This window comes from Streptosporangium sp. NPDC001559 (assembly GCF_042893955.1).
In the GTDB taxonomy this organism is placed as follows: domain Bacteria; phylum Actinomycetota; class Actinomycetes; order Streptosporangiales; family Streptosporangiaceae; genus Streptosporangium.
Window position 1 is genome coordinate 480293 of sequence record NZ_JBIAVG010000001.1, and the last position, 18653, is coordinate 498945.

Below are 18653 nucleotides of genomic sequence, written 5' to 3' on the forward strand. Positions count from 1 at the left end.
CTGCCAAATACGGCGTTCACCCCGGTCTCCCGTGACGATCGCCTGGCTCTTCAGTGCTCTCGGCGGTCGGAACCGTACCAGGACATGTTCTGCTCCTGACCGGGACCCACCCTTTCTCTGTCCGGACTTTCCTCTCCCGTTACCTGGGTCGAGCGCTCCGGTTTGTAAATCGCGGTGGGGTCGATCGGGGGTTGCGAGTCCCACGAGCGCGCCGAGGGGCTCGGGCCGTTGAGCGGGTCACCCTGGTAGGCGGCGGGGTCGAACCTCATCGTCGTCTCGGCCGGGGCCTCCCACTGGCCGCCGCCCTGCTGGTACGGCTGCGCCTGCGGGTACCCGAGGTCGTCGTAGGTTCCGCCCTGCTGGGGGGCCTGGGGGTTCGAGGTGTACTCGGGGACGCGCAGCTGCGGTTCCGGAGCGCCCGCCTGCGACTGCTGGTAGTTCTCCGCCTGCTGGTAGGCCTGCGCCATCTGCTGGGAGCGGGGATCGACCGGGTCGGGCGCCGGGTAGTGCAGGTTCGGCTCGGTCTGGCGGACGTACTCGGAGCCGGAGTAACCGGTGAACGGCTGGCCGTAGTTGTCCGGCGGCTGCGGGAAGGAGTGCTGCCCCTGCGCGTCGAACGTCAGCCTCGGCTCGCTGTCGGAGCCGTACGACGCGGCCGCCTGCGGTTCGGGGTGCCCGCCGTAGGAGTCGGCGCCGTGGAACTGCCCGGCCTGCTGGCCGTACCCGGTGGCCTGGGGATCGGCGGGCGACGGGTAGGCGGACGGCTGAGGGTCGGCGTAGGCGTCGGTGTAGGACGGGGCCTGCGGCTGTGGCTGGGACGGTGACTGCTGCTGCGGCTCCGTCCTCGGCCCGTAACCGGACTGGTCGTAGGCGGGCGGGTCGTAGGACGGCGCCGGGGGCTGGACGTCCGCCGGGACGTACGGCCTCGGGTTGTAGGACTCACCGTAGGAATCGCCGTAGGACTCCGCGGCGCCGTAGGAGGGGGCCGCCGGGGAGGTGTGGGAGCCGGTCTGCGGGGTCAGCAGGTCCTGGCCGTACCTCTCGCCGTATCCCTCGGCGCCGTACGCCTCGGCGACGGCGGCCGGGCCGGGGGGAAGGGCGGGCTGGCTGTGCGCGGGCCTGCTCGCGGGGGCGGGCGGAGCCTGCTGCGCGAACCCGTGGCTCCCCTGATCCTGAGTCGGGAAGCCATGGCCGCTCTGGTCCTGGACCGGGAAACCGTGACCGCCCTGGTCCTGAGCCGCGAAACCGTGACCGCTCTGGTCCTGGACCGGGAAACCGTGACCGCCCTGGTCCTGAGCCGCGAAGCCGTGGCCGCCCTGGTCCTGGACGGGGAAGCCGTGCTGGGCCGTCTCCTGGGGGCGTGCCGCCTGCTCGTACTGCGACGGGACCTGCTCGTGCGGCGGCCGGCCGTGCGCGGGGGGCTGTTCCTGAAGGTTGGCTCCCTGCGGCGCGCCCTGCTGGTCGTACGGCGGGAAGCCGTGCTGTTCCTGGGGCGGGAAGCCGTGCTGCGGAGCCTGCTCCTGGGGGTGGACCCCCGGGAAGGGCGCACCGGGCTGTGCGCCGGGCTGCGGAACGGAGTGCGCGCCGGGCTGCGGGGTGGGGAAGGCCTGGCCGTGGGAGAAGGCCGGTTCCTTCCGCGCGGGCCCGGCGGCGGCCATCCTGGGCAGGAGATAGGCCAGCGCGAGGCCGGTCAGTCCGAGGGCGGGGAGGCTGACGAGGAGGAACTCGACCTTCTCCATGAGGCCGGTCTCACCGGCGAACAGGCCGCCGAAGAGGCCGACCGTGCCGAACAGGGCGGCCAGGCCGAGCGTGCCGACCGCGATCTGCGTCATGAGCTTCAGGCGGGCGATCGCCGGGCCCGCGTTTCCCGCCAGCAGCACGGCGCCGACGAGCAGCGCGGTGATCACCGGGGAGGTGAGTCCACCCACCTGGCTGGCCGCGCGAAACGCGAAGGACCCTCCGAGCGATGTACCGAACAGCAACCGCTCGACATCGACGAGAACGCCCGTGGACGCTACGGCGATCATGAGCCACGCGGCCGGCTCCCTGAGCCTGCCCGCTTCCGCATTGATCACGATTACTCCCAAAGGGTTCTCAGGTAAACCCGGGGCAAGTTTTGCACACGGCCGACTTAGGTGTCCGGAGACCCAGGAAGCCCACTTATCCCATAAGTACTACATAGCATCCTATTCGGGCATACTTCGGGCAGCCCGGAAGATCACCCTGCCAGCGAAGACTCCGTGCATAACGATCAAGACAAGTCATCCCGCCCCCTTGACGAAAGCCCCCAGACCCCATCAGGGCGGTACCGGCACGGCAATGGAACACTGGACCGCATGCGCATTGTGTCCCTCGCAGGCGGGATCGGCGGTGCCCGTTTCCTGCGCGGCCTCCGTTCCGCCGTCCCCGATTCAGAGATCACCGTCATCGGCAACACCGGTGACGACATCACCCTGTACGGCTTGCAGGTCTGCCCCGACCTGGACACCGTCATGTACACCCTGGGCGGCGGCATCGACGAGGAGCAGGGCTGGGGCAGGCAGAAGGAGAGCCACGTCGTCAAGGAGGAGCTGGCCGCCTACGGCGTCGAACCGCAGTGGTTCGGCCTGGGAGACCGCGACTTCGCCACGCACATCGTGCGCACCCAGATGCTCTCCGCCGGATACCCCCTGTCCGCCGTCACCGAGGCGCTGTGCGCCCGCTGGCAGCCCGGCGTGCGGCTGATCCCGATGACCGACGACAGGGCCGAGACCCACGTGGTCATCTCCGACGAGCGGGGCCGCAGGGCCGTCCACTTCCAGGAGTGGTGGGTACGGTTGCGCGCCTCGGTCCCCGCCGAGCGGATCATCCTCGTCGGCGCGGAGGAGGCCCGTCCCGCCCCCGGCGTGCTCCAGGCCATCGCCGAGGCCGACGTGGTGATCCTGCCCCCGTCCAACCCCGTGGTGAGCATCGGCACGATCCTGCAGATCAAGGGCATCCGCGAGGCCCTTGAGTCCAAGACGGTCGTCGGCGTCTCCCCCATCGTCGGCGGCGCCCCCGTACGCGGCATGGCCGACGCCTGCCTGACCGCGATCGGCGTGGAGACCACCGCCCAGGCGGTCCTCGACCTGTACGGCTCGCCGCTGATCGACGGCTGGCTGGTCGCCGAGGAGGACGCCGGGGTCGCCCTCGACGGCGTGCGCGTCGAGGCCCGTCCCCTGATCATGCACGACGTCGAGGCCGCCGCCGACATCGCGCGGGCCGCCCTCGACCTGGCCGCCTCCCTTGCCGGGACCGGCGGCTCGAACGGGGAGGTCCGATGAGCAGGGACCGCCGTACCAGGGACGAGCCCCAGGACGCCAGGCTGGAGATCTTCGCCGTCCCCGGCATCCCCGAGGTGAAGGAGGGCGACGACGTCGGCGAGCTGATCGCGAACGCCGTACCCGACCTGCGTGACGGCGACATCCTCGTCGTCACCTCCAAGATCTCCAGCAAGGCCGAGGGGCGGGTCAGGCGAGACCTCACCCGGGCCGAGGCCATCGCCGCCGAGACCACCCGGGTCGTGGCCCGCTGGGGCGAGACGGTGATCGCGCAGACCACGCACGGGTTCGTCATGGCCGCGGCCGGAGTCGACGCCTCCAACACCGAGACGGGCACCGTCGTGCTGCTGCCCGTCGACCCCGACGCCTCCGCCACCGCGGTGCGGGAGAGCGTACGGCGCAGGCTCGGCGTCTCGGTCGGCGTCATCGTCTCCGACACCTTCGGCCGCCCGTGGCGCAACGGCCAGACAGACGTGGCGATCGGCGTGGCGGGGGTGACCCCCATACTCGACTACCGGGGCATGTCCGACGACCACGGCAACGCCCTCGAAGTGACCCTGACCGCGGTCGCCGACGAGCTGGCCGCCGCGGGCGACCTGGTCAAGGGCAAGCTCGCCCAGACCCCGGTGGCGGTGATCAGGGGGATGGCCGAGTACACCACCCAGGAGGACGGCCCCGGCGTCCGCGAGCTGGTCCGCCCGTCCGAGGAGGACATGTTCCGGTACGGCTCTCGGGACGTGCTCTTCGCCCGCAGGACCGTGCGTTCCTTCTCCGCCGAGCCCGTCGACGGCGCCAAGGTCCGCAGGGCCGTCGAGGCCGCGATCGCCGCCCCCGCCCCGCACCACACCACGCCGTGGCGGTTCGTCCTGCTTGAGTCTCCCGAGATCAGGACCAAGCTCCTGGACGCCATGCGGGAGGCGTGGATCACCGACCTCCGGGGGGACGGGTTCTCCGAGGAGGCGATCACCAGGCGGGTCGCACGCGGAGAGGTGCTGCGCGGCGCGCCGTACCTGGTGGTGCCCTGCCTGGTGACGGACGGCTCGCACACCTACCGCGACGAGCGGCGCAACGCGGCCGAGCGGGAGATGTTCGTGGTCGCGGCGGGCGCCGGGGTGCAGAACCTCCTGGTCCAGCTCGCGGTCGAGGGACTCGGCTCGGCCTGGGTCTCCTCGACGATGTTCTGCCGCGACGTGGTCCGCGAGGTGCTCGGCCTGCCCGGCGACTGGGACCCGATGGGCGCCGTCGCCGTCGGCCGTCCCGCGGCCCCGCCCAGGGACCGCGCCCCGAGAAAGGCCGACGACTTCATCGTCGTCCGCTGAACCCCTCGCCGTTCCCCGGTTTCCAGCCCCCTCCTGGGCACCCCCGCCGGGGAACCCTCCGGAGACGGCCCGCCCCGGCCGCGCGGAGTTCACCCGTCCGCGGCGTTTCGCGCGGTGTCGAGGGTCCGGTCGAGCCAGGCGTCGACGTCCTTGTTGGAGGAGCGGGAGGCGTTGGCCCCCGAGCCGCCCTGGTCGATGGATTCCTGGTAGGGAATACAGCCTTTTTTCACGATATGTCAGGTGCTTCAGCGGGATGTTCGACTGATTCGGGCTTCTCCGATTCATTCGGCTGCTCCGATCCATGGGCGTCCGCGGGCCGTACACCGCGCAGCAGCAGGACCACCGCGACCGCGAGCCCGAAGACGGTGACCATGCCGATGCCCGCCGCGAGCCGCAGCCCGTGGGTGAACGCCTGTCCCGCGGCCAGGCGCAGGCTCTCGCCCAGCTCACCGGGCAGCCGCGCCGCGGCGGAGAAGGCCGCCCCCACCGTGTCGTGGGCCGCGGCGACCGCCTGAGAGGGCAGGCCGGGGGGCAGGTTCCCGGCGACCTCACCCCGGTAGACGGCCATCCCGGCGCTGCCGATGGCCGCGATGCCCAGGGCGAGCCCCAGGTCGGAGCCGGTCTCCGAGATCGCCGAGGCCGCCCCCGCCTGCCGTACGGAGACCGAGCCGAGCACCAGGTCGCTGCCCAGCGCGAGCGTCGGCCCGAACCCCAGCGAGGTCATCACGGTGGCCGCGACCACGATCCCGACCCCGGCGTCCGCGCTGACCCGCGTCAGCACCCCCATGCCCAGGGCCGAGAGCGCCAGCCCGAACGCCATGAGGTAGGCCCTGGGGACCCGGCGGGCGAGCACCGGGGCGAGCATGGTGCCGGTGATGCTCGCCACCGCGCTCGGCACGACCACCAGGCCCGCCCGCAGTGGCGACAGCCCGAGCACCGTCTGCAGGTACTGGCTGATGAAGAACTGCATGCCCGCCGAGGCCGCGATGGCCAGGGCGATCGTGCCCAGCGAGGCGGTGAAGGCCCGGTTGGCGAACAATCCGGTGTCCAGCAGCGGGTCGCGCAGCACCCGCTGGCGCCGGACGAAGACCACGCCGACGGCCACCCCGGCGACCGCGACGGCCACGGCGGGCAGGCTCACCCCGCTCGCGGCGATCCGCTTGAGCCCGTAGACCACGGCCAGCACGGTCGCCAGCAGCAGCCCGGCACTGAGGAAGTCCAGCGGTCCCGGCTCCGGGTCGCGCTGCTCGGGCAGCAGGATCGGGCCGAGCACGACCAGCAGCACGGCCACCGGTACGGCCAGCAGGAACACCGACCCCCACCAGAACCGTTCCAGCAGCGCCCCGCCGACGACCGGGCCGAGCACGGCGCCCGCGGTGAAGCTGGAGATCCAGACGCTGACCGCGACCGCGCGCCGACGCGGGTCCTCGAAGATGGTGCGGATCAGCGACATCGTCGAGGGCATCAGGGTCGCCGCGGTGACACCCATCAGCGCCCGCGCCAGGATCAGCAGCTCGGCGTTAGGGGCGAGGGCGGCGAACACGCTGGCCAGGCCGAACGCGCCCGCCCCCCAGATGAGCAGCCTGCGGCGGCCGATGCGGTCCCCTACGTTGCCCATCGTGATCAGGAATCCGGAGATCACGAACCCGTAGACGTCGATGATCCACAGCAGCTGCGTGCTGTCGGGCCGCAGGTCGGCGCTCAGTTTGGGCACGGCCAGGTTCAGCACGGTCATGCTGATCGCGATCACGACCGTCGGCAGTGCCAGCACCGCCAGGCCGAGCCAGTCACGCGTGGTTGCGCGCGCCGGTGCAGTGGCGACCATCGGTTGATCCCTTCGTCGAGTTCGTCCGGAAGGCCGCCGCGCCGCGACGGTCCGCGTGAGGTGGGGGCCGTTCTCGCACCCCCGGGCTCACGGCCGATCGTGTCGGCCGGCAGGTCGACCTGGGCGGGGTCGGGGTCGTTGCCCGCGAAGATCAGCTCGTTGACGCCGATCTCGGCGAACCCGGCGACCGCCGTCGTGATCCGCTCGGGCGTGGTGAGGTGTCGAACCCGTCAGTCGCCCGCTACGGACGCCGGGCGCAGCGCGTCCTGGAGCAGGCGGGTCAGGTCGGCGGGAGGCTGGATGCCGGTGACGGGCGGCCTGCCGTCGATGATGAGCATCGGCACGCCGTTGACGCCCCGTTCCCTCGCCCCGCGCTCGTCGGCGCGGACTTCCTTGGCGTAGGCGTCGCCGTCGAGCAGCGCGCGGACCTGCCCGGCGTCGAGACCGGCCTCGACGCCGACGCGCTCCAGGACCTCGGGGTCGCTGACGTTGCCGCCCTCGCAGAGGTAGGCGCGCAGCAGCCGCTCCATCACCTGGTCGGCCAGGCCGTGGTCGGCGGCCAGGTGACGCAGCCGGTGGGCGTCGAAGGTGTTGACGGGCCTGGCGAGGGTGAGGTCGATGTCCACGCCCTCCGCCCGGCCGAGGGTGTGGATCAGCTCGACCCTGGCGCCGCTCTGCTCGCCCCACCAGTCGCCCATCGCCTCGGCCGCCGTCCTGCCGGGAGTACGGCCCTCCTCCGGCGACAGCTCGTAGCTGCGCCAGACGATCTCAAGCCGCTCCCTGCCCTCCGTCCCGGCCAGGGCCGTCTCAAGACGCCTTTTTCCGATGTAGCTCCACGGGCACAATACGTCGGCGTAGACCTCGACGGTCCTGGTCTGGTTATCGGTAGACATGGGGAATCCTCCCGTCCCGCGGCCAGCGCGCGGCGAACTCGGAAAACGGGCCTCGATGCCTTCGATGCTGCAACCTCAAGCACGCTAGAGGTCAAGCCGGGAAAAGACTGCCGGCGTTTCGGCCGACCCTTCCGATACGGCGACGGCCCTCGGTGATCACGTGTGCCCCGGCCAGCCGCCGGAGCGGGAGGACGGCGTGGACGCCGTCGCCTCCAGGTGGTCCACCGGCAGTTCGTGGCCCCCCCGTCGCCCTTGCCGTCGTGGCCTGCCGGGCCTCGGCCGGGGCGGCCAGGCCGGTCAGGACCACGACGGCGGTACGGAGGGTCACCTGTTCATGCGTGCTTCCTTCTTTCGTCACTCATTGTTTTCCAGGAGGTTTTACGGGTTTTTCGGCGTGGGTCGTCCCCGGCGCAGGAGAGACGTGAGGTCAGGAGGAGATCAGGGTGGTGGTGAAGACCACCGGCGCGTCGACGGGGACGTAGCACTGGAAGGGGTCCCACTGGCCGTTGACCGCGTGCTCGCGCGTCCACCCGAAGGCCGGCCGGTCGAACCCGGAGCCCCCCGGCGACGTGGTGACCGTGCCCGGTTCCTCCGCGCGCACCGTGACGACCAGGTCGGGCACCGCGACCTCGACCCCGCCCGCGATGGTCCCGCCGAAGCGGACCACCAGGTCGGCGCCCTGCCGCTCGGCGGTGAACTCCAGTCCGCCGGGGGTGTCGCCCCCGCGCAGTTCCCACTCCAGCACGGCCGCCTGGCCGGAGACCCGGTAGGCGATCCGCAGGTCGGTCAGCGTCCGGTTGAACGCGGCCAGGGCCAGAATCGGCGCGCTGGCGAAGACGACCGTGAACTCCTCTCCCGGCGCGACCCGTTCCGGCGCGGTCACCGTGAACTCCCTGGAGTACTCGATCGGCGTCCACTCGCCGTCGATCCTGGTCCTGGCCAGGTACGGCACGCTCACCACGACACCTCACCGTTCACCGAACCGGCCGTCGTGACGGCCGCCGTGGCGGCCGGTTCCTGCCGCCAGTCGTGCTCGACCCGGCGGGGTCCGACCGGCAGGCCGCCGCCGGCGCCCTCGACCGGCACGTCGTGGACCATGCGGCTCGGCGCGATCTCCGGCTGCCCGGCTCCGGGGCGGACGGCGACGACGGGTACGTGGAACTGCTGCATCCGCGCGTACGAATCCGGCGGGGCCGTAACTTCTCTCATCTGACGGGCTCCTTTCAAGAAGTCCTCATAATGCTGGAAAGAGGCGCTCGAATGACACTTGAGAAACATGACTGGCCGCCCAGCCGGGTTCCGCCACGGCGCCAAAAACTCCATCCAGCTGCCGTATATTTCCACATTTAACATGGGAAAGGGCATCAAGGATGACCTTCTGCCCGATGTTCCCTTTTCCCGAACAGCTTCCCTTCGGCGCCGGGCCCTCCGGGGCGTCTCCCGCACCACGTCCGCGCCGGAGACCGCCCACGCCGCGCCGGGTTCGAAACACGGCCCGCCCGGCAGTTCCTCCGGGTCACGTCCGCCGCCGGGCGGCGTCGGCACGAAGGCCCGCACCCCCTTTCCTAGCATCGCTAGATTTACTGCCGAAGGCATGCTAGCTTCACTCTTGTTCCTAGCGTTGCTAGCAAAGAGAGATGCTCATGCTCACCCCCGTCGCCTACGGGCTGGCCGTACTCCTCGATCTCCTCATCGCCTTCATCGGCCTCAGGTTCCTCCTGACGCCGGGCCCCGCCGCCGCCGGTTACGGCGTTCCCGCCAAGGAGAACGGCGACGCCGCCTACCTGACCATCAAGGGCCTGCGCGACCTGACCTACGGCCTCGTCGGCCTGGCCCTGCTGGCCTTCGCCGGCGCCAGGGCCGAGGCGTGGTTCATGCTCGTCGTCGCGATCGTCCCGCTCGTGGACACGGTCATCGTCCTACGCCACGGTGGCACCAGGGCCGTCGCCTTCGGCATCCACTTCGCCACCGCCGTAACCGTCCTCATCAGCGCCGCCCTGCTGTTCATGGTCTGAGCCGGCGCCGGAAACTCACCGCGACCGGGCCCGGAACGCTCGGCGGTAGGCGCCCGGGGTCGTGCCCAAGGCCGTGAGGAAACGCCTGCGGAGGTTGGTGGAGGAGGAGAGGCCTGCCCGGCGGGCGACGGTGTCCAGCGGGAGATCGGAGGACTCCAGCAGGTCCTGGGCGACGGCGATCCGCTGGGCGAGCAGCCACTGTCCCGGGCTCGCGCCGAGCTGGTCGGCGAACCGCCGGGCGAGGGTGCGCGCCGAGAGCCCCGCCCACTCGGCCATGTCCTCGACGGTCACCGGTTCGTCGAGCCTCCCGGTGACCCACTCCAGCAACGGCGCGAGCGTGCCGTCGATCTGCTCGGGGTGCGGCGGCGCCGAGTACTGCAGCTGCCCGCCCTCACGATGCGGTGGCATGACCATGGTCCGGGCGATGTGCGCGGCGTACCGGGCCCCCTGGTCGCCACGGACCAGGTGCAGGCACAGGTCGAACCCGGCCCCGGCCCCGGCGCTGGTGGCCACGTCCCCGTGGTCCACGTACAGCACGTCCGGGTCCAACCGGACACGCGGGAAGCGCCTGGCGAACTCCCCCGCCAACGCCCAGTGGGTGGTCGCCTGCCGTCCGTCGAGCAGACCCGCGTACGCCAGCGCGAAGGCGCCGGAGCAGATGCTGACCACCCGCGCGCCACGGGAGTGCGCACGGCGCAGCGCCAGGACGACCTCGGGAGACGGAGGTTCCTCGACGGGCAGCCAGCCCGGGACGACCACGGTGTCCGCCTGGTCGAGTGCCTCCAGCCCGTCGTTCACGAGCATGTCGTAGCCGGCGAGCGTCGGGATCGGGCCGGGCCGCTCCGCGCACACACCGAAGGCGTACCGGGTGGGAAGGCCCTGCCGTTCGACGCCGAACACCTGGGCCGCGCAGGCGAGTTCGAAGGTCGACTGCCCCGGGCGGACGAGCGCTGCCATCCGATGCATGGCAAGAAAGTACCGCACGGCGTCATTCCAGACACTCGGCAGGGAGACGGCCGACCGCCAGGCTGGCCACATGACGACAGAACAGACAGAGCGGTATGTGTGGTCCACCGTCCAGGACGCCCCGGTTCGTGAGATCTTTCCCGGCATGCGCCTGCACTCCCTGTGGAAGGGGCACAACGGCGCCAAGGCCTACGTGCTCCAGATGGACCCGAACACGTCCTGGCAGGGGATCGACGTCCACGAACCGGGCCCCGAGGAGGTCTTCGTGGTCTCCGGGGTCTTCAACGACGGCGACCGGGACTACCCCGCGGGCACCTTCATCCACGCCCCCGCGGGCTCCTCCCACATCCCCCGGACGACCACCGGCTGCACCCTCTTCCTCTTCTACCCAGAGGGCTGATCTCCCGGTTCACACGGCATCAGCCGCGCCGTACCTCGAAGTGGAAGCAGCCGAATTCGATCGCGCGGACGTGTACCACCGCCGTCTCCGGGTCCTCGAACACCTCCCGCAGCGCCGTGTCCGGGTCATCGCCCGCGGCCAGGTAGCGTCCCCCCAGAATGTGCCCGTCGGCGGCGTAGGCCCGGAGCATCCGGTGCGACTCGTGCCCCTCGGGCCAGCCGTCGGACCCGGCGCCGGGGCAGTCACCGGCGTGCACGAAGATCGGCCCCTGCTCGTCGTAGGCGCCCGGGTCCACCCCCCGTTCCGCCGCCCACCGGCGCAGCGGCGCGTACGACAGCAGCGCGACCCTCTCCCCCGCTCCCGCCCTGGTCAGGCAGCAGCGCAGCGGAGCGCCCTCCCGCTCGGTCGACACCCGGGGCGGACGGCCCGCGTCGTCACCCTCCAGCAACTCCTTCACGACCTGGGCGTCGATCGCCCGAATCTCATATCCCATGCCGCCATCGTCGTACGGCCCGCGTCCGGGCACCGGCGTTCCTCGGACCTCACGCTTGTGACGGCCAGTTCCGCAGGAGGACGTCGAGGGCGTCCAGGTTCCTGGCCCAGGACTCGTCGATCGCCTTCGAGTGGCTGAACCCGCCCGCCGTCTCCAGGCTGACGTACCCGTGGAAGAAGCCGTGCAGCAGCCGTACGGCGTCCGTCTGGGCGGGTTCCGGCAGGTGGTAGCCGCGTAGCAGCGCCCGTGTCATCGTCGAGTGCCGGGTGGCCGCCTCGGCGGAGGCGTTCTCCGGGTCCAGTTCGAAGCGCGCCGCGGCGTATCTCCCAGGATGTTCCCTGGCGTAGTCGCGGTAGGCGTTGGCGAAGGCCACCAGCGCGTCCTTGCCCGAACGCCCGGTCAGCGCGGCGGCGGCCCGGTCGGCCAGCTCGGTCAGCGCGAGGATCGCCACCCTCGTCCTGAGGTCGCGCACGTTCCTGACGTGGGAGTACAGGCTCGCGTCCGTGACGCCGAATCCACGCGCGAGCGCCGAGACGGTCACGTTCTCGAAGCCGATCTCGTCGGCCAGGTCCGCCGCCGCCCGCGTCAGCCGTTCGACGGTCACTCCCGCGCGCGCCATGCGCCTCCCTCTCACAACTTAGATGAATTAACCATTTGCCTAGGATCCCTAGGAAAGGATAGCGTCCCAACCATGAGACCGGTTACCGAGCGCGACATCCGCGCGGCCTTCGTCAACTGCACCAAGGGAGAGGCGAAGCGGCTGGCCGTACCCCGGGATCTGGCCACGCGACCCTGGGACGACCTGGACTTCCTCGGCTGGCGCGACCCCGCCTCACCGGAGCGGGGCTACATGGTCGCCGAGGCCGGCGACGGCCTCGTGGCGATCGCCCTGCGCCAGGCCGCCCCCCACGCCGGTCATGTACGGCGCAGCATGTGCTCACTGTGCCTGACCGTGCATCCCGGGGACGGCGTGAGCCTGCTGACCGCTCGCAGGGCGGGAAAGACCGGGCAGCAGGGCAACTCCGTCGGCGCCTACATCTGCACCGATCTGGCCTGCTCCCTCTACCTCCGCGGCAAAAAAGAAGCCGCCCCCGGCGCCCGCCTCCACGAGTCCCTGACCCTGGAGGAACTGATAACCCGCACCGCCGCCAACCTCACGAATTTCCTCAACAAGGTCGTCGAGTGACTCTCGCCAAGGCAGGGCGTCAGCCCTGATCACGCCGGCGACGCCACACCCTTGTGAACCCTCACCGGTGCCGGCGAACGCCACACGACACCACCTACCTCACCCATCGTATTTATGCCACAAAGCGCGACGGCTTTATGCCACACCCCTTTATAGCGATTTATTGCTATTTAGCATCATTACTCCTATCGACCGGCATTCGCATCGAAAATAGCTCTATGACGAGTCCGCGAAAATCGTCGCGCGCGGGCCGGCTTTCCGCGGCCTCGGTCGTGCCGCCGGGAGCGGTGCGGCCGACAACGCGCTTCCTGGCCGACGCCGACACGACGGCCGGGCAATCGTGAACGCGCCGGAGTCGGCCGTCACCCTGCTCGAACTGAAGCTGGCCGACAACGAACGGTTACTGGGACAGGAACATCCCCAAACCCTCGAAGTCCGCAACGACCTCGGCATCGCCTACCTGGAAGCCGGGCGGAGGGAAGAGGCCGTCTCCCTGCTTGGGCGGACGCTGGCCGACCGACGGCGAACACTCGACGACGACCACCCCGGCGTCCTGGTCAGCCGCAACAACCTCGCCCACGCCTACCAGCTGACCGGACGGACAGAGCAGGCCATCCCCCTGTACGAACGGGTACTGGCCGACTGGCAGCGAACACTCGGCGACAATCACCCCAACACCCTGACGGTACGCAACAACCTCGCGACCGTCTATCTGGACTCCAAACGGGCGGAGCAGGCCGTTCCCCTGTACGAACAGGTACTGGCCGAACGGCGACGAACACTTGACGACGACGACCCGCGCACTCTGCTCAGCCGCATCAATCTCGCCCGCGCCTACCAGGCGACAGGGCAGCCGCAACGAGCCGTCCCCCTCTTCGAACGCGCACTGGCCGACAACGAACGAACCCTGGGCGACGACCACCCCGACACCCTGACAGCGCGCGGCAACCTCGCCCTCAGCTACCAGGCGGCAGGGCGGACGGAACGAGCCGCCCCCCTGCTCGAGCGGACATTGGCCGAGCTCGAACGAACACGGGGCATCGATCACCCCGACACCCTGAAAGCGCGCAGCAGTCTCGCCTTCGTCCACCTGGGGACCGGGCGGGCGGAGCAGGCCGTCCTCCTGTTCGAGCAGGCCCTGGCCGACTGGCAGCGGACGCTCGGCGACGACCACCCCAACACCCTGACAGCGCGCAACAACCTCGCCCACGCCTACCACGCGACAGGGCAGAAGGGACGAGCCATCCCCCTGCTCAAGCGGGCGTTGGCAGGCCGGCGGCGAACGCAGGGCAACGACCATCCCGACACCCTGACAACGCGCAGCGATCTCGCCTTCACCTACGAGGAGACAGGGCGGCCGGAGTGGGCCGTCCCCCTGTTCGAGGGAGTGCTGGCCGACCGGCGGCGGACGCTCGGCGACGACCACCCCGACACCCTGAACAGCCGCAGCGACCTCGCCCGCGCCTACCAGGCGACAGGGCGGGTGGAGCGGGCCGTCCCCTTGTACGAACGGGTGCTGGCCGACCGGCGGCGGACACTCGGCGACGACCACCCCGACACCCTGAACAGCCGCAGCGACCTCGCCTCCGCGTACCGGGCGGCGGGACGAACGGAGGAGGCCATCGCCCTGTACGAGCGGTTGCTGCCAGATCTCAGGGAAGTACTGGGCGGCGACCACCCGGTCACGCGAACGGTTCAGGAGAGCCTCAGGAACGCCCGGGACGCCGACCGTTCGAAGACCTCGTGGTGGAGCCGGCCGATCGACTAGGGCACGAGGCCGGGGCGTCGCGACGGACAAGGGCTCCATGGCCGGGAATCGGCGACTCCATATGCCGCATGGAGCAGGGCGGCGTCACGATGCTCCGCGGCCGCCCCGGCGCCTCTTGCCTCGTTTATGACGATCGAGCCGAAGCCACCGAGAGCAAGGTGGTCACACCTCCGTTCCCGGAACCGGGGCCTGCGGCACGGTCATTCCGCTCAACGGCACGTCCGGTTCCGGCAAGAACGGTATCGCCGGGGAACTGCTCGACGTCCTGAACGGGACGTGGTTCCACATGCCGGTGGACGCCGGACACTGCGGCCGTCTCACCGATCACCCCGGAACCACCGGTAGAGCCTGGGCCTCCTCCTCGGACTCGGCGGGAAACCCCTTCGCCGCCAGCAGCACTCCCAGGCCGACCTCGAAAAGGCCGCCGGGGACCGAAAGGGCCATGCCGACGCCGTACCCGAGGATTTCGAGAATCGCACCCACCGCGAAAACGGCGTAACCCACCGCTCCCCACACCGCCATGAATCCGGGCACGAGTCTCGCCCGGAACAGAACACGGCAGAACAGCAGACCGCCGAGGCCCAGGGAGACCATGGCGATCTGGTAGGCGTAAAGGTTCCCCTGCCGGAGGACATCGGCCAATGACGGTGAGATGGAGGCGTCCCGCGCGAGGGGGACCAGCAGAAGCAGGAAGACGATCCCCACGGCCAGCATCACCGCCTCGACGACCCGGGAGACCAGGTAGGCGTGGGCGGAGAGTTCGTGGCGGCGTTTCAGGACGGGGAACATCAGCACTCCGATGCCGGCGACGGCGACGGAGTTGACCAGCATCAACAGTGCTCCCGCCGACGTCCGCGTCTGGTCGGCGGCGGCACCGGTCAGGGCGTTGCCGGGGATGTACACGACGAACGCGAGCAGAAAAAGAGCGCCCACGGCTCGTCCCGTTGCTCTCGCTGACATCTCTTCCCTCTTTCACCGGGCCGGGCTTCACCGGACCCGGACGTCACCGGGCCCGTCCTCGGCCAGGCCCGGAGTGCGCTCGTACTAAGTACGGTCACGGTAACGTACTAAGTACGAAACGACAATCGTCCGGAGGGCGCGATGGCTCAGCTCAGCCGTGAACGGGTGTTGCGCGGCGCCCTCGCGGTCGCCGACGCGGGGGGAATCGGGTCGCTGACGATCCGCTCACTCGCCCAGGAGCTCGGCGTCAAGCCGATGTCGGTCTACCACCACGTCGCGGGCAAGGAGGAGATCCTCGACGGCATCGTCGACCTCGTCTTCCAGGAGATCGAGCTACCGTCGGCCGACGGCGACTGGCGCGAGGAGATCCGGCGACGGGCGTCCTCCGCCCGTCTCGTGCTGCGGCGCCACCCCTGGGCTCTCGGGCTCCTGGAGTCGCGGACCACCCCCGGCCCCGCGACCCTGCGGCACCACGACGCGGTCCTCGGCATCCTGCGCGGGGCGGGTTTCTCGGTGCGGATGGCCGCCCACGCCTACGCGCTGCTCGACAGCTACGTGTACGGCTTCGCCCTCCAGGAGGCGTCTCTGCCCTTCGACGGCCCGCAGGGCGTGACCGAGATCGTCGAGCCGATGGCACAGCAGGCCTTCGCCGAGGGATATCCCCACCTCGTCGAGATGGCGACCCACCACGTCCTCCTGCCCGGCTACGACTTCGGCGACGAGTTCGGCTTCGGGCTCGACCTGATCCTCGACGGCCTCACGCGGAAGCGCCTTCACGAAGGAGGGTGACGCCGGGTGGGACCGAGCACGGCCCCACCCGACTGCTCAGACCTGTTCGAGGGGCAGCAGGCCCCGGACACTGCGGCAGACGCCGTCGCTGGCGGCCGAGGCGGCCAGCCGCTCCGCGTCCGGCGTGCCGTACTCCGTGGTCCGCTGGCGGATCCGCCGCCCGGTCGGGGCCACCATCTCCCCGATCTCGGTGATCGTCTTGAACGAGCCGTTCTCCGAGCCCGCCATCCGGCTGATCGTCTCCTCCATCAACGTGCCGCCCAGGTCGTTGACGCCGCCCTGGAGCACCTGACGGCACAGGTCGTCACGGAGTTTGACCCATGAGCACTGGATGTTGTCGATCGCGCCGTGCAGCAGGATCCTGGACAGCGCGTGCACGGCGCGGTTCTCCCGCGCCGTCGGTCCCGGCCTGGCGATCCCGGCCAGATAGATGGGCGCGCTGTGATGCACGAACGGCAGCAGTACGAACTCCGAGAAGCCGCCCGTCTCCTCCTGCATCCGACGGATCAGCCGGATGTGCCGTACCCAGTGGGCGTGGGTGTCCACGTGGCCGTACATCATCGTCGAGGTCGTCGGGATGCCGACCTTGTGCGCGGTCGAGATGACCTCGATCCACTCCCTGGCCGGCAGTTTGCCCTTGGTCAACACCCAGCGCACGTCGTCGTCGAGGATCTCGGCGGCGGTGCCGGGCAGCGAGTCGACCCCGGCCTCCCTGGCCGCGACGAGCCAGTCCTCGATGGACAGGTTCGTACGGCTCGCACCGTTGATGACCTCCATCGGGGAGAAGGCGTGGACGTGCATTCCCGGCACCCTCGCCTTGACCGCCCTGGCGATGTCGAAGTAGGCGTCGCCCGGCATGTCCGGATGGATGCCGCCCTGCATGCACACCTCGGTCGCCCCGGCCTGCCAGCCCTCCCAGGCCCGGTCCGCGACCTGTTCCAGGCTGAGGGTGTAGGCGTCGGCGTCGGTACGGCGCTGCGCGAACGCGCAGAAGCGGCAGCCGGTGTAGCAGACGTTGGTGAAGTTGATGTTGCGGTTGACCACGAAGGTCACGTCGTCGCCGACCGCCTGCCTGCGCAGGTCGTCGGCGATCCGGCACAGCTCGTCGAGGGCCGCGTCGTCGGCTCCCGCCCCGTTCTGGTCGCCCGCCACGTCGAGCAGGGCGACGGCCTCCTCCTCGGTCAGCGAGGCCGGGTTCTCCGCGGCCTTGCGCAGGGCCCGGCCGACCTCCCCGACCAGCGCGGAGGGAGCGGCGGCCACGGGCAGCCGTTCCCTGAGCGCGTCCCAGTCACCGTAGACGTTGTCGAAGTCCTCGCGACGGTCACCGGTTCGCCCCTCGGTGTCCACCGCGGTGTGCAGGTCGGTACGGCCCGCCGAGACGAAGCCGCCGTCGGGCTCCTGCCAGGGGCGGCCGACGAGGACGGCGTCCTCACGCGCCAGCCCCGTCCCCGGGTCGGCGAGTGCCGCCACGTGCGCGTGAAGGCGGGGGTCGAGCCAGGGCTCACCCGCGAGCACGTACTCGGGGTAGATCGTCAGCCGCTCACGCAGCGTGAAGCCGGAGGCGGCGGTACGGGCGGCGAGTTCGTCGATCTGCGGCCACGGCCGTTCCGGGTTGACGTGGTCGGGGGTCAGCGGCGAGACGCCACCCCAGTCGTCGATCCCAGCCCTGATCATCAGGTCGTACTCGGCGTCGACCAGGTTCGGCGGGGCCTGCACCCGCATCCGGGGGCCGAGAACCAGCCGGGAGACCGCGATCGTGGCGGCCAGTTCCTGCAGGTCGGCGTCGGGCATGCCGCGCATCGCGGTGTCCGGCTTGGCGCGGAAGTTCTGGATGATGGTCTCCTGGAGACCGCCGTACTCGCGGGCCACCCTGCGCAGCGCGAACAGCGACTCGGCCCTGTCCTCGACGGTCTCGCCGATGCCGATGAGGATGCCGGTGGTGAAGGGCACGTTGCTGCGGCCCGCGTCCTCAAGGACGCGCAGCCGTACGGCGGGGTCCTTGTCGGGAGAGCCGTGGTGCGGCATGCCCTTGACCTCGAACAGGCGCCGTGAGGTCGTCTCCAGCATCATGCCCATCGACGGCGCGACCGGTTTGAGGCGTTGCAGGTCACGCCAGGTCATGACGCCCGGGTTGAGGTGCGGCAGCAGGCCGGTCTCCTCAAGGACCCGGATGGCCATCGCGCGGACGTAGGAGAGTGTGTCGTCGTAGCCGTGCGCGTCCAGCCACTCGCGAGCCTGGTGCCAGCGGTCCTCGGGACGGTCACCGAGGGTGAACAACGCCTCCTTGCACCCCATGGCCGCGCCCTGCCTGGCGATCTCCAGCACCTCGTCGGGGCTCAGGAACACGCTCTCCAGCTTGTGCGGAGCGGTCGCGAACGTGCAGTACCCACAGCGGTCACGACACAGGCGGGTCAGCGGTATGAAGACCTTGCGGCTGTAGGTGATGGTTCCCTGCCGTCCGACGGCTTCGAGACCCGCGTCCCTGACTCGGCCCGCGTGTTCGAGCAGGGTGTCGAGATGACCGTCCCTGGCGTGCAGGAGGACGGTGGCTTCGGTGAGATCAAGAGCTTTGCCGTCACGGGCGCGGGCCAGCGCCCTACGCATCGCGCTGTCGGTGGGGTTGTCGCTCATGACGGCACATTACGACCCTGCTCCGGACGGATCGGGTGCGGGGTACGGCTCCGACTTCAGCACTGCTTAAGTGGACCCTCAAGTAAATCTCGATAGACGTAAATTATTG

18 protein-coding genes and 1 pseudogene are annotated in these 18653 nt (G+C 70.3%); 8 read left to right on the forward strand and 11 right to left on the reverse strand.

Annotation, left to right across the window (positions count from 1 at the left end; translation table 11 throughout):
• Window positions 1–50: 50 nt before the first annotated feature.
• A complete protein-coding gene (locus ACFYY8_RS02130) occupies window positions 51–2075 on the reverse strand; it encodes a hypothetical protein (RefSeq protein ID WP_390036232.1) in 2025 nt (674 codons plus the stop codon).
• A gap of 261 nt (window positions 2076–2336) precedes the next feature.
• On the opposite strand from ACFYY8_RS02130, the gene cofD reads away from it, so the two are divergent.
• Together cofD and ACFYY8_RS02140 are read left to right on the forward strand one after the other, a co-directional pair.
• Window positions 2337–3302: a 2-phospho-L-lactate transferase gene (cofD, locus tag ACFYY8_RS02135; protein WP_390036234.1), complete on the forward strand. Its 966-nt coding sequence runs from the start codon at window positions 2337–2339 to the stop codon at window positions 3300–3302.
• A complete protein-coding gene (locus tag ACFYY8_RS02140) occupies window positions 3299–4618 on the forward strand; it encodes a coenzyme F420-0:L-glutamate ligase (protein ID WP_390036236.1) in 1320 nt (439 codons plus the stop codon). The genes cofD and ACFYY8_RS02140 overlap by 4 nt, the downstream gene beginning before the upstream one ends.
• A gap of 89 nt (window positions 4619–4707) precedes the next feature.
• On the opposite strand, the gene ACFYY8_RS02145 is transcribed toward ACFYY8_RS02140, so the two are convergent.
• The 5 genes from ACFYY8_RS02145 to ACFYY8_RS02165 form a co-directional block, all read right to left on the reverse strand.
• The gene (locus ACFYY8_RS02145) at window positions 4708–4848 is read right to left on the reverse strand and encodes a hypothetical protein (RefSeq protein WP_390036238.1); all 141 of its coding nucleotides are present in this window, start codon (window positions 4846–4848) and stop codon (window positions 4708–4710) included.
• The gene (locus ACFYY8_RS02150; protein ID WP_390036240.1) at window positions 4845–6443 is read right to left on the reverse strand and encodes an MFS transporter; all 1599 of its coding nucleotides are present in this window, start codon (window positions 6441–6443) and stop codon (window positions 4845–4847) included. The genes ACFYY8_RS02145 and ACFYY8_RS02150 overlap by 4 nt, the downstream gene beginning before the upstream one ends.
• A gap of 230 nt (window positions 6444–6673) precedes the next feature.
• On the reverse strand, window positions 6674–7336 hold the full coding sequence (locus tag ACFYY8_RS02155; RefSeq protein WP_390036242.1) for a DsbA family oxidoreductase: 663 nt from the start codon (window positions 7334–7336) through the stop codon (window positions 6674–6676).
• Between the two features lie 427 nt (window positions 7337–7763).
• A complete protein-coding gene (locus ACFYY8_RS02160) occupies window positions 7764–8294 on the reverse strand; it encodes a hypothetical protein (protein ID WP_390036244.1) in 531 nt (176 codons plus the stop codon).
• Complete coding sequence (locus ACFYY8_RS02165; RefSeq protein WP_390036246.1) at window positions 8291–8545, reverse strand: hypothetical protein; 255 nt, start codon at window positions 8543–8545, stop codon at window positions 8291–8293. The genes ACFYY8_RS02160 and ACFYY8_RS02165 overlap by 4 nt, the downstream gene beginning before the upstream one ends.
• A gap of 434 nt (window positions 8546–8979) precedes the next feature.
• Between ACFYY8_RS02165 and ACFYY8_RS02170 the strand changes: the two genes are divergently transcribed.
• Window positions 8980–9351, forward strand: a complete 372-nt coding sequence (locus ACFYY8_RS02170) for a DUF4267 domain-containing protein (RefSeq protein WP_390036248.1) — start codon at window positions 8980–8982, stop codon at window positions 9349–9351.
• 15 nt (window positions 9352–9366) lie between these two features.
• Here ACFYY8_RS02170 and ACFYY8_RS02175 read toward each other — a convergent pair whose 3' ends face one another.
• Entirely contained in the window at window positions 9367–10308 is a 942-nt protein-coding gene (locus ACFYY8_RS02175; protein ID WP_390036250.1) for a helix-turn-helix domain-containing protein, read from the reverse strand.
• Between the two features lie 79 nt (window positions 10309–10387).
• Here ACFYY8_RS02175 and ACFYY8_RS02180 point away from each other — a divergent pair, with 79 nt between their 5' ends.
• Window positions 10388–10717 carry a cupin domain-containing protein gene (locus ACFYY8_RS02180; RefSeq protein ID WP_390036252.1) on the forward strand — a complete coding sequence of 110 codons (330 nt, stop codon included), beginning with the start codon at window positions 10388–10390 and terminating at the stop codon, window positions 10715–10717.
• A gap of 19 nt (window positions 10718–10736) precedes the next feature.
• Here the strand turns inward: ACFYY8_RS02180 and ACFYY8_RS02185 are convergent, their stop codons facing one another.
• Together ACFYY8_RS02185 and ACFYY8_RS02190 are read right to left on the reverse strand one after the other, a co-directional pair.
• The gene (locus tag ACFYY8_RS02185; RefSeq protein WP_390036254.1) at window positions 10737–11210 is read right to left on the reverse strand and encodes a DUF1203 domain-containing protein; all 474 of its coding nucleotides are present in this window, start codon (window positions 11208–11210) and stop codon (window positions 10737–10739) included.
• Between the two features lie 49 nt (window positions 11211–11259).
• Window positions 11260–11829, reverse strand: coding sequence for a TetR/AcrR family transcriptional regulator (locus ACFYY8_RS02190; RefSeq protein ID WP_390036256.1), 570 nt, complete (start codon window positions 11827–11829; stop codon window positions 11260–11262).
• Between the two features lie 72 nt (window positions 11830–11901).
• Here ACFYY8_RS02190 and ACFYY8_RS02195 point away from each other — a divergent pair, with 72 nt between their 5' ends.
• The 3 genes and pseudogenes from ACFYY8_RS02195 to ACFYY8_RS02205 all read left to right on the forward strand — a co-directional run.
• Window positions 11902–12396 (forward strand): FBP domain-containing protein, encoded by a 495-nt coding sequence (locus ACFYY8_RS02195; RefSeq protein WP_390036258.1) that lies wholly within the window; start codon window positions 11902–11904, stop codon window positions 12394–12396.
• Window positions 12397–12736: 340 nt separating this feature from the next.
• Window positions 12737–14164 carry a tetratricopeptide repeat protein gene (locus ACFYY8_RS02200; RefSeq protein WP_390036260.1) on the forward strand — a complete coding sequence of 476 codons (1428 nt, stop codon included), beginning with the start codon at window positions 12737–12739 and terminating at the stop codon, window positions 14162–14164.
• Between the two features lie 202 nt (window positions 14165–14366).
• Window positions 14367–14453 (forward strand): annotated as a pseudogene (locus ACFYY8_RS02205) (hypothetical protein); the annotation flags it as partial.
• Between the two features lie 35 nt (window positions 14454–14488).
• On the opposite strand, the gene ACFYY8_RS02210 reads toward ACFYY8_RS02205, so the two are convergent.
• Window positions 14489–15097 (reverse strand): DUF4386 domain-containing protein, encoded by a 609-nt coding sequence (locus ACFYY8_RS02210; RefSeq protein ID WP_390036262.1) that lies wholly within the window; start codon window positions 15095–15097, stop codon window positions 14489–14491.
• Between the two features lie 168 nt (window positions 15098–15265).
• On the opposite strand from ACFYY8_RS02210, the gene ACFYY8_RS02215 reads away from it, so the two are divergent.
• A complete protein-coding gene (locus ACFYY8_RS02215; RefSeq protein WP_390036264.1) occupies window positions 15266–15913 on the forward strand; it encodes a TetR/AcrR family transcriptional regulator in 648 nt (215 codons plus the stop codon).
• Between the two features lie 36 nt (window positions 15914–15949).
• Here ACFYY8_RS02215 and ACFYY8_RS02220 read toward each other — a convergent pair whose 3' ends face one another.
• Window positions 15950–18544 (reverse strand): bifunctional FO biosynthesis protein CofGH, encoded by a 2595-nt coding sequence (locus ACFYY8_RS02220; protein WP_390036266.1) that lies wholly within the window; start codon window positions 18542–18544, stop codon window positions 15950–15952.
• Between the last annotated feature and the right edge of the window lie 109 nt (window positions 18545–18653).